The following is a 9,534-nucleotide window of genomic DNA, read 5'->3' as shown; positions in this document are numbered from 1 at the left end:
CCCGTCGGCCGCTTCTACTCGGGTGTTGCCTCATGACAGCAGACGCATAGTTTGTTGCCCTCCGGGTCTCGGAAATACGCCCCGTAGTAATGGGCGTGATAGTGAGGCCTGAGCCCCGGTTCGCCTTCGCACGTGCCGCCGCTTGCCAATGCGGCTTCATAAGCACGGACGACTGCGCTTCTGTCCGGCGCCAAGAAAGCCACCATCTGGCCGTTGCCGACCTGTGCGGCATGGCCGTCGAACGGCTTGCCGATGATGAAGAGCGGCCGCGGCTGGCTCTTCGCCATCCATCCGGCCCACGGCTGCTCCCGCTCGCAGAATTTCAGCTCGTGCTGCAAGGTGCCCAAAACCGCGGAGTAGAACGCAAAGGCCCGATCGAATTCGTTTACTCCTATGCAAACATGCGAAATCATCTTGTTTTCCCTTTCTAGATCATGGACGCCAGAACTGCGGGACATCCGGGGCAAGATAACGGCCGGGCGTCGTCCCGAACGTTCGCTTGAACAGCGCAATGAATGCGCTCGGGTTGTCATAGCCGAGCTCGAGCGCGATCGACGTCACGGGCTCGCCCGCGGCGAGCCGTTCCAGCGCCCGCATGAGTCGCGCGCCCTGGCGCCAAGCCGTGAAGGTCAAACCTGTTTCCTCTACGAAACGGCGGCTCAACGTGCGCGGCGCGGCATGCGCTAGTTTGGCCCACGCCTCGAGCGTGCGCGAATCGGCGGGCTCGTCGATGAGCGCGCTCGCGATACGCAGCAGGCGCGCGTCGCTCGGCATCGGCAGACGGAATGCATCGGCGCAACTGCCTGCGATTTCGTCGAGGATAACCGCGAACACGTTGCGCTGGCTTGCCTTGAATGGATCGAGGCCCCATTCGGTGGCAGTCAGCACCGCTTCGCGCAGCAAACCCGACACGTCGATGACCCGCGGCTGGTCCGGCAGCGCGCTACATTCGGCCGGCGCAATATAGGCGGCCCAACCCGCGAACGGCCCGTGTGAGCGTGCCGCATGGATGTGGGACGGCGGAATCCAAACGGCGCGCATGGTGGGCAAGACCCACGCGCCGCGTTCGGTGCGCACGGTCATCAATCCGGAGAACAAGCCGAGCAATTGCCCCGCCGCATGACGATGCGGTCCCGATTCACGGGCGACGCTTTGGCGCCCGGCAACGGCAATCAGCGGCGGGTGCGCCTCGCTCATGGCGTGAACGCATGAGAGCTTCTCCTTGACGCGGTCTTCTCGTGAGGTCATGGCGCCGTAGAGGTATCGAATGGCGCCGATAGTCTATCCGCGCCAAGCGCTTGCGCACTATCCTCGACGGCATTGCTAGCCCTTTACGGAGAACGCGATGAGCACCGTCCCATTTACCGCGGCCGATTTGGACTTGGATCGGCTTTACGACCCGCCTTCGGAGAGCATCGCGAAAGGCGTCTTGCCGCGTCTCATGCCATTCCATCTCGATTACTTGCGCGTCGCGACGTTCGTTTGTCTCGCAACGGGCAGCGCCGATGGTCTCGATGCCTCACCGCGCGGCGGCGAGCCGGGTTTCGTCAAAGCGCTGAACGACAAGACGATCGCTTTCGCCGATTGGCCAGGCAATAACCGCATCGCATCGCTGAGGAATCTGACGCACGACGCCCGCATCGGCATGCTGTTTCTTTTCCCGGGGCTGGAGATGTTCATGCGGATCAACGGGCGCGGGGCGATCTCCACGAATGCAGCCTTGCTTGCCCGGCTCTCCGAAGGCGCCAAGACACCGAAGGCGGCCGTCGTCGTAACGATCGACGAGGTGCTTTTTCATTGCGGCAAAGCCATCAACCGCGCGAAACTTTGGAGCGAAGCGGCAAGGATCGATCGATCGAGCGTGCCGTCGCCGGGGCAGATCAAATCGGCGATGAGCGGCCTTGACCCCGCCGGCGCGGAGGCGATTGACGCGGGGTATTTGCAGGCCGTGCGCAACGATTTGTATTGAGCGATGCAGGTCGAGGCACCTCTGCCGCCTCCTTCCTATGATTTCCGACTATTTCCGATCACGCGTCCCCGATCATCGCGACGATCGTCCCGAGCACGCCCTTCACAGCCGCCGGCAGCCGCCGCTCCCGCATCGTCGTCACCTGCAACACGCGTTGATTGAGGATCGGCTCATCGATCGGCCGCCACGTCATGGCGCTCTCGTTCGGCATCCCTTTGAGCGCCACGGCGCTGCCCAGCGTAACCGCGCCCGTCAGCGCGGCGAACGCATGCAGCGCCGAGGAATTGTTGCTGCTCAACACGGGCTCGATTCGCACGCCGCGCGTCGAACAACAGAGATCGAACAGTTGCCGCACCGTCGTCCCCCGCTCGAGCAGGGCCACCGGATAAGCCTGAAGATCGGCCAGCGTCAGCAAGGCCTGCGCAGCGAGCGGGTGCGCCGATGCGAGCAACGCACCCACGGGCATCTCGATCGAATAGTCGACGTTCAGCGCCGGCGTATTGCCGCTCGAGAATGCGATGCCGAGATCGACTTCGCCCAACGCCACCCAATGTTCGACTTGCGCTGGCGTTCCCGACCGCAGCGCATAGCCCGCGTTGGGGAACGCCGCGTAATGGCGCGCGAGCGCGGCCGGCAAGAACGAGCGCGTGAAGCCCTCGGTGCAGCCGATCCGCACGAGCTTGCCCCCGCGGGCTTCGCTCGCCGAGATTTCCCCGAGCACGACATCGGCGTCGAGCAGCGTGCGTCGCGCATGCTCGGCGAGCAACTCGCCCGGTTCGGTCAGGACCATGCCGCGCGGCAGGCGCTCGAACAGCGGAGCGCCCACGTCCTGTTCGAGCTTGCTGATTTGCCTGCTGATGGCCGATACCGCCACATGCAAGCTCTCGGATGCGGCGGCCAGCGAGCCCGTGCGGGCCACTTCGACGAAGTAACGCAGCGCGATACCGTGCAACATGGGTCGATTCCTGTCTCATTGCCGTTTCGGCAAGGGTAATCGACAAAATTGAAATTGTTGCGAATTTTTGGCGTTCCTACTCTTTGCCTGAACGATAAAACCAGGAGACGTCATGACGGCCGGCCCCACATCGAGCAATACGCGCCAGCAGGCAATCGATCGCGCGTTCGCGGCCTACGATTCGGGGCGGTTCTTCGACGACCTGAAACGCCGCATCGCGTATCGAACCGAAAGCCAGAACCCGGCCCAAGCGGACGCGTTGCACGCCTATCTGGCCGAAGAGATTTCGCCGACGCTGACGCGGCTCGGCTTCACCTGCCGCATCGCACGCAACCCCGTCGCCGAGCGTGTCCCGTTTCTGATTGCCGAGCGGATCGAAGATCCCGCGCTGCCGACCGTATTGACCTACGGCCACGGCGACGTCGTCCGCGGCTACGACGAGCAATGGCGCGCGGGCCTCGCGCCTTGGCAGTTGAGTGTCGACGGCGATCGCTGGTATGGCCGCGGCAGCGCCGACAACAAAGGCCAACATTCGGTCAACTTCGCCGCGCTGGCCGCGGTGATCGAAGCCCGCGGCGGCAAGCTCGGCTACAACGTCAAAGTCATCTTCGAGATGGGCGAAGAAATCGGCTCGCCCGGCCTCGACGAAATCTGCGCCCAAGAGCGCAACGCATTGGCGTCGGACGTGTTCATCGCCTCGGACGGCCCGCGCGTCAACGCCGAACGCCCGACCGCGTTCCTCGGCTCGCGCGGCGGGGTGAACTTCGATTTGGTCGTCGACCTGCGCGAAGGCGCGCATCACTCCGGCAATTGGGGCGGCGTGCTGCGCAATCCGGCCATCGTGCTCGCGCATGCGATTGCGAGCCTCGTCGACGAGCGCGGCGCGATCGTCGTGGAAGGACTGCGTCCGCCGCCGATCTCCGATGCAGTCCGCCGGGCGCTGGCCGACATCGAGCTCGGCGGCGACGAGAACGCACCCGCCATCGATCCCGATTGGGGCGAACCGGGCCTGACACCGACCGAGCGCGTCATCGCCTGGAACACGCTCGAAGTACTCGCCTTCAAGGCCGGCAACCCCGACGCACCGGTCAATGCGATTCCGCCCGTGGCGCGCGCGACGTGCCAGTTGCGGTTCGTCGTCGGCACCGACAGCGAGCATACGGGCGAGCATCTCGCCGCGCACTTCGCGCGCCACGGCTTCGCCGACGTGCGCGTATCGGTCACGCGAAGCGCCGCCGCAACGCGCCTGGACCCGGAAGATCCATGGGTGAATTGGGTGCTCTCATCGATGCGCGTCACGACCGGCAAGAAACCCGCATTGCTGCCGAACCTTGGCGGGACGGTCCCGAACGATGTCTTCGCCGATACGCTGGGGTTGCCCACGCTTTGGGTCCCGCATTCGTACCCCGCATGCTCGCAGCACGCACCGAACGAGCACCTGCTCGGCTCGGTCGCGCGCGAAGCACTCGGTGTGATGGCGGGGATTTGGTGGGACCTCGGCGAGGACGCTCGGCGCATCGTGCACATCCGTGCGGGGCACTCGGCTGAGCCGATGGCGCACGAATCGAGCGGAACGCGGTTCGCCGTCGCCGCGCTGACCCGGTGATCCACTGATCCACTGATCCGTTTCGGCGCATCAACGCCTGCACCGTTTTCGCTTTCGTTTTCGTTCTTTGTCATCTTCCAACCGATCGAGGGTCGCGATGAGTCACAGTCTTTCTTCGGGCTCGCCCGTGCGCAGGCCGCTGAGCCTCACGCAAATCGTCATTGCAACCTCGGCCGGCAACGCGCTCGAATGGTTCGACATCGCGATCTACGGATTTTTTGCGATCTACATCGGTAAGCACTTCTTTCCGACGGCGAACCAGACGGCGTCGCTGCTGCTCACGTTCGGGACCTTTGGCGCGTCCTACCTCGTCCGGCCCATCGGCGGCTTGGTGCTCGGTGCCTATGCCGACAAGCGCGGGCGCAAGGCGGCGTTGATGATGTCGGTCGGGCTGATGATGCTCGGCACCGCGATCGTCGCCGTGATCCCCAGTTACGCGAGCATCGGGATTGCCGCGCCGATCGGCGTGTTCGCGGCGAGACTGATTCAGGGGTTTTCGGCGGGCGGCGAATTCGGCGCATCGACGGCGATGCTGATCGAGCATGCGCCGCATCGGCGCGGGTTCCTCGCGAGCTGGCAGTTCGCGACGCAAGGCCTTTCGACGTTGATGGCCGCGACGTGCGGCTTCGCGCTGGCCAAGCTGTTGTCTCATGACGCGTTGATGGCGTGGGGATGGCGCGTGCCGTTTTTCTTCGGCTTGCTGATCGGGCCGGTGGGCTTGTATCTGCGCCGCTTTCTCGAAGATGCGCCGGACTTCACCGAAGCCGAGCACACGAAAACGCCCGTGCGCGACGTGTTCCTCGCGCAGAAGCGAATGATGCTCGTGGCAACCGGTGCGCTGGCCGTGTCGACTTCAGTGAATTACCTGCTGCAGTACCTGCCTACATATGGGATTCGCGAGCTGCATATGCCGGCGTCGACGAGTTTCGCGGCGACGATGCTCGGCGGCGTCATTCTGACTTGCGTCACACCGTTCGCCGGTCATCTGTCGGATCGGATCGGGCGGCTCACGCAGATGATCACGGTTGGATTGCTGTTGCTGGTTTCGGTCTACCCGGCATTCGCGTACACGATCGATCACTTGTCGGTCATGACGCTGTTCGGGCTCGTTGCTTGGCTCGCGCTGCTGAAGTCGATTTATTTTGGGGCGCTGCCCGCGTTGATGTCGGAGCTGTTTCCTGCCGCCACGCGCTCCACCGGGATGTCCGTCGCTTACAACGTCGGGGTGACGGTGTTCGGCGGATTTACGCCGGCGGTCGTGACTTGGCTCGTCAGCGTGACCGCGAATCGCAGTGCACCGAGCTTCTATCTGATGGTGACGGCGATGATCAGTTTGGCGGCGTTGGCTTCAGTGAGCCGCGTCAAGCGGGTGGCGAGCGAGAGGCGGTTTGCGGCCTAATTGCCAGCCGTCAGTTTCGGCACGATCACGCAAGTCACCGGCGGCGTCCGGCTCGCGATACCCGTGTCTTGTCATCGCCTACCGGGGGGCGGCTCTTCACGTGATCGATGAACGCGCGCAGCTTCGGCAAGATCTGCCGGCGGTCGGGATAGTAGAGAAACAAGCCAGGCGTCACCGGAGCGAACGGCTCCAGCACTTGCACGAGCTTTCCCGCTTTCAATGCTTCGGCGGCCATCGGCTCGGGAAGCTGAGCAAGGCCTACGCCTTCCATCGCGGCGCCAAGCATGGTGAGAAAGTCACTAGCGATGAGCGGACCGGATACGGCGATCTCCATCGCCTGGCCGTTGTCGTTGAACGACCATAGCGCGAGCGCGCCGCTCGAGCGCCTCCATCGCAAGCATGCGTGTTCGCGCAGATCGTCCGTATGCCGGGGCCGGCCACGCGCCGCGAAGTAGGCAGGGCTACCGACGACGATGAAACGAAACGGCGGCGTCAACGGCACCGCGACCATATCGGCGGCGACGAACTGGCCCAGGCGGATGCCGGCGTCGAATCCTTCCGCGGCAAGATCGATCAGTTCCTTGCTGGCGACGATCTCCACCTCGACTTCGGGATACGCCTTGCAGAACGATGCGATCAGCGGCTCCAGCAGGATGGGCACGACCGCGCGCGGCACGGAAAGACGGAGCAATCCGGCGGGCCGCTCGCCGAGACCGCGCGCCACTTCGCTTGCGGCGACAAGCTCCTCGAAGGCCGGCTTTGCGCGCGAGAGAAACCGCTCGCCTGCTTCCGTGAGGCCCACACTGCGCGTGGTGCGCATGAAGAGCGCTGCGCCGATGCGCGTTTCGAGGACACGCACTGCCTGACTGACGGCCGACGGCGTCACGCCGAGTTCCGCGGCCGCCTTGCGGAAGCTCCGATGCTGGGCCACGGTCAGGAACGCCTCCACACCATCGAGCGCTCCCTGTCTGACTGTGAAGTTTTGCTTCATGGCCCGTCAACATTGTGAGGAATAGTCGTGCACGCAAGGCGATGGTACATCTAACGTGCCAATCACGAGCGAGGAGCCTTGCAATGACTGATGCACTGGATGGTGGCCGCGATCACTATCGCGCAACGGGCCTGACCGAGCGGCTCAAGGCCGCGCTCACGGTTCTCGGGCCTGACGACGAGCCGCTCGAACCGCAGCAACTGGCCGTCCTCGATCACTTCCACACCCGAGGGTTCGCCGCGACCGCCGAGCTTGCCGAACTGGCTGGCATCACCGCCGACATGTCGGTGCTGGACGTCGGCTCGGGCGTCGGAGGCCCCGCTCGTTTCATCGCTGCAACCCACGGCTGCCGCGTGACGGGCATCGACCTCAGCGAACCGTTCGTCGACGCCGCGCGCTATCTCACCGAACGGACTGCGCAGAGCGAACAGGTGACGTTTCATGCCGCCAGCGCGCTCGACATGCCCTTCGACGGCGGCCATTTCGACGCCGTATTGCTGCAGCACGTAGCGATGAACGTATTCGAGCGCGACCGGCTTTACCGCGAGATACGGCGCGTGCTGAAGCCGGGCGGCAAGTTTGCGACGTTCGACATCGTCGCAAACGGCGGTGAACCGTACTACCCCGTACCGTGGGCGCGCACGCCGTCGACGAGTTTTCTGCTGACGGCCGATGCAACGCGCGAGGCGATCGAACAGGCGGGTTTTCGCACGCGGGTATGGCAAGACGACGCCGGCGCCGCCAAGACCTGGTTCGCTCGGCTGCGCGAGTCAGGGCCGCCGCCGTCGCCGAATCTGGGCATCGTGATGGGGCCGGACTTTGCGCAGCTGACCGCGAACCTGGCGCGCAGTCTGATGGAAGGCCGACTCGGCATCTTCACTGGGGTGTTCGAGGCTGCATCTGCGGACTTCTCTTCCGGTCAAACGCCGGACAACGCCTGAAGGGAGGCAACATGGCACCCGCACTTGTCTTCCAATTGCACCTCGTTCTGGGGTATGTCGCTTGGCTGCTTTGCTTCGGGGTGTATGTGTGGCCGAGGCTCAGATCGATGCCATCCTTTGAAGCGCAACGCGCCATTGCCACGTTGCATAGCTTTCGGTTCTTCGGGCTCGTGTTCATCCTGCCGGGTGTCGTCGATCCCCATCTGCCGGCCAGCTTCGCGGTATTCGCCGCATACGGCGATTTCGCTACGGGAGTGCTGGCGATGCTGGCGTTGCTCACGGCACGGATACGCTCGCTGTTTTGGGCGTTCGTCGTCGCGTTCAACGTCGTAGGGGTGATCGACCTTATCGTCGACTATTACCACGCTGTCCTAGTCGATCTTCCTGCGCGTGCGGGAGAGCTGGGGGCAATGTATGTGATTCCGGTTATCTATGTACCGTTGCTGATGATTACGCACGTTGTGGCGTTTCGGTTGTTGCTGCGCTCTGTACCTAAGGCCGTGCCTAGTTATTGATTGTTTTGGGGGCATCGGGTGTTCGCGGCGAAGCGGGCATCGGGCAGGTGGCAGTGCCGAAAGGTTGTCGACTGATTTGCTGCGCGACCCCGCCCTTGGGACGATCGCGCGACGCCATCTCCAAGATCCGCTCGCCGAACCCATCTCATTTTGGGCGAGGTCGGCTTTCTCCCAGGCCGTCGGCGTCAGCGGGGCAGAAAGGAACCCAAGACCAGCCGATGCTAGAGTGACCGACGAAGCCCCACGACGACAGCAGACGTCAGGGGCCAAAGAGAAGGCCCGCACGAAGCGGGCCTTCTCGGTACACCAAGTGTCCCTGGGGGCAGTTTCCCGCGAGCCCCAGTGGCTAGTGCTTCGAAGTGTAGAGCGAGGAATGAGCGAAAGTCAATCGTCGATGCCGCACGCCATCGCACCGGTCACCAAGCAAGAGTTGGCCATAAAGAAGACATTATCGGGACAACGCCTCAGCACATTCGAGCAGGCCACCTCGGTACTTCCGAAAGAGTGACCATGCCCCTGTTTCGCGAATCCCATAGCTGAGAGAGGCCAATGTAGTCACCGCCTCGATGCCTGCGGAGTCCCTGCCAACGGATGTCGACACGAATATTTGTATGTGGCCGGGAAGAGGTTCTCCACGGAAGGATGGACATGCGTACATTGGCATCAGGCTATTGATGTCGAAGGGGGCGTTGAGCGTCGCGAGCACGCAGGGTGAGCCGCGGCGATACAATGCGCCGATGACCACCTATGTCGCTCTCTTGCGTGCCGTGAACGTCGGCGGCACTGGCAAACTCGCCATGTCCGAGCTGCGGGCGATGTGCGAGTCCATCGGCTTTGCCAAGGTACGCACGTATATCGCAAGCGGCAACGTCGTTTTCGAAAGCGCGCTCTCTGAAGCTTCGGTGAAGATCAAGCTGGAGCGTTGCCTGGAGACAAACACCGGCACGAAGATAGGGGTTCTGATCCGAACCGGCGCGGAGCTAGCTGCGGTTCTCGCGGGAAATCCTTTTACGTCGGCTGCACCGAATCGAACGGTCGCTATCTTCCTCGACGAGCCTCCGCCCGCCGACACCCTGGCCGGCGTGAGCGGCCAACGGACGGAAGAGATCGCGCTCGGAACGCGGGAGATCTACGTGCATTACGGAAACGGGATGGCGG

11 protein-coding genes are annotated in these 9,534 nt (G+C 63.6%); 7 read left to right on the top strand and 4 right to left on the bottom strand.

The window, feature by feature from the left end:
* Window positions 1-14: 14 nt before the first annotated feature.
* Both ACTHNZ_RS13375 and ACTHNZ_RS13370 read right to left on the bottom strand, forming a co-directional pair.
* Window positions 15-413 carry a VOC family protein gene (locus ACTHNZ_RS13375; protein WP_440542982.1) on the bottom strand — a complete coding sequence of 133 codons (399 nt, stop codon included), beginning with the start codon at window positions 411-413 and terminating at the stop codon, window positions 15-17.
* A gap of 19 nt (window positions 414-432) precedes the next feature.
* Window positions 433-1,248, bottom strand: coding sequence for an AraC family transcriptional regulator (locus ACTHNZ_RS13370; RefSeq protein WP_440542981.1), 816 nt, complete (start codon window positions 1,246-1,248; stop codon window positions 433-435).
* Between the two features lie 97 nt (window positions 1,249-1,345).
* Here ACTHNZ_RS13370 and ACTHNZ_RS13365 point away from each other — a divergent pair, with 97 nt between their 5' ends.
* Window positions 1,346-1,969 (top strand): MSMEG_1061 family FMN-dependent PPOX-type flavoprotein, encoded by a 624-nt coding sequence (locus tag ACTHNZ_RS13365; protein WP_440542980.1) that lies wholly within the window; start codon window positions 1,346-1,348, stop codon window positions 1,967-1,969.
* Between the two features lie 58 nt (window positions 1,970-2,027).
* Here the strand turns inward: ACTHNZ_RS13365 and ACTHNZ_RS13360 are convergent, their stop codons facing one another.
* Window positions 2,028-2,924, bottom strand: a complete 897-nt coding sequence (locus tag ACTHNZ_RS13360) for a LysR family transcriptional regulator (RefSeq protein WP_440542979.1) — start codon at window positions 2,922-2,924, stop codon at window positions 2,028-2,030.
* A gap of 112 nt (window positions 2,925-3,036) precedes the next feature.
* On the opposite strand from ACTHNZ_RS13360, the gene ACTHNZ_RS13355 reads away from it, so the two are divergent.
* Together ACTHNZ_RS13355 and ACTHNZ_RS13350 are read left to right on the top strand one after the other, a co-directional pair.
* On the top strand, window positions 3,037-4,530 hold the full coding sequence (locus tag ACTHNZ_RS13355) for a M20 family metallopeptidase (protein ID WP_440542978.1): 1,494 nt from the start codon (window positions 3,037-3,039) through the stop codon (window positions 4,528-4,530).
* Between the two features lie 97 nt (window positions 4,531-4,627).
* Window positions 4,628-5,929, top strand: a complete 1,302-nt coding sequence (locus tag ACTHNZ_RS13350) for an MFS transporter (protein WP_440542977.1) — start codon at window positions 4,628-4,630, stop codon at window positions 5,927-5,929.
* Window positions 5,930-5,963: 34 nt separating this feature from the next.
* On the opposite strand, the gene ACTHNZ_RS13345 is transcribed toward ACTHNZ_RS13350, so the two are convergent.
* On the bottom strand, window positions 5,964-6,920 hold the full coding sequence (locus ACTHNZ_RS13345; protein WP_440542976.1) for a LysR family transcriptional regulator: 957 nt from the start codon (window positions 6,918-6,920) through the stop codon (window positions 5,964-5,966).
* An 83-nt stretch (window positions 6,921-7,003) separates the two neighbouring features.
* On the opposite strand from ACTHNZ_RS13345, the gene ACTHNZ_RS13340 reads away from it, so the two are divergent.
* From ACTHNZ_RS13340 to ACTHNZ_RS13325, 4 genes are all read left to right on the top strand, one after another.
* The gene (locus ACTHNZ_RS13340; RefSeq protein WP_440542975.1) at window positions 7,004-7,861 is read left to right on the top strand and encodes a methyltransferase domain-containing protein; all 858 of its coding nucleotides are present in this window, start codon (window positions 7,004-7,006) and stop codon (window positions 7,859-7,861) included.
* A gap of 11 nt (window positions 7,862-7,872) precedes the next feature.
* Entirely contained in the window at window positions 7,873-8,376 is a 504-nt protein-coding gene (locus tag ACTHNZ_RS13335) for a hypothetical protein (protein WP_440542974.1), read from the top strand.
* Window positions 8,377-8,749: 373 nt separating this feature from the next.
* Complete coding sequence (locus ACTHNZ_RS13330; protein WP_440542973.1) at window positions 8,750-8,884, top strand: hypothetical protein; 135 nt, start codon at window positions 8,750-8,752, stop codon at window positions 8,882-8,884.
* 229 nt (window positions 8,885-9,113) lie between these two features.
* On the top strand, window positions 9,114-9,534 hold a 421-nt coding region (locus ACTHNZ_RS13325; protein ID WP_440542972.1), incomplete at its 3' end, for a DUF1697 domain-containing protein.

The sequence above is a fragment of the Trinickia sp. genome, assembly GCF_051953955.1.
Taxonomy (GTDB): Bacteria; Pseudomonadota; Gammaproteobacteria; order Burkholderiales; family Burkholderiaceae; genus Trinickia.
This window is presented reverse-complemented; position numbering and strand designations above follow the sequence as displayed.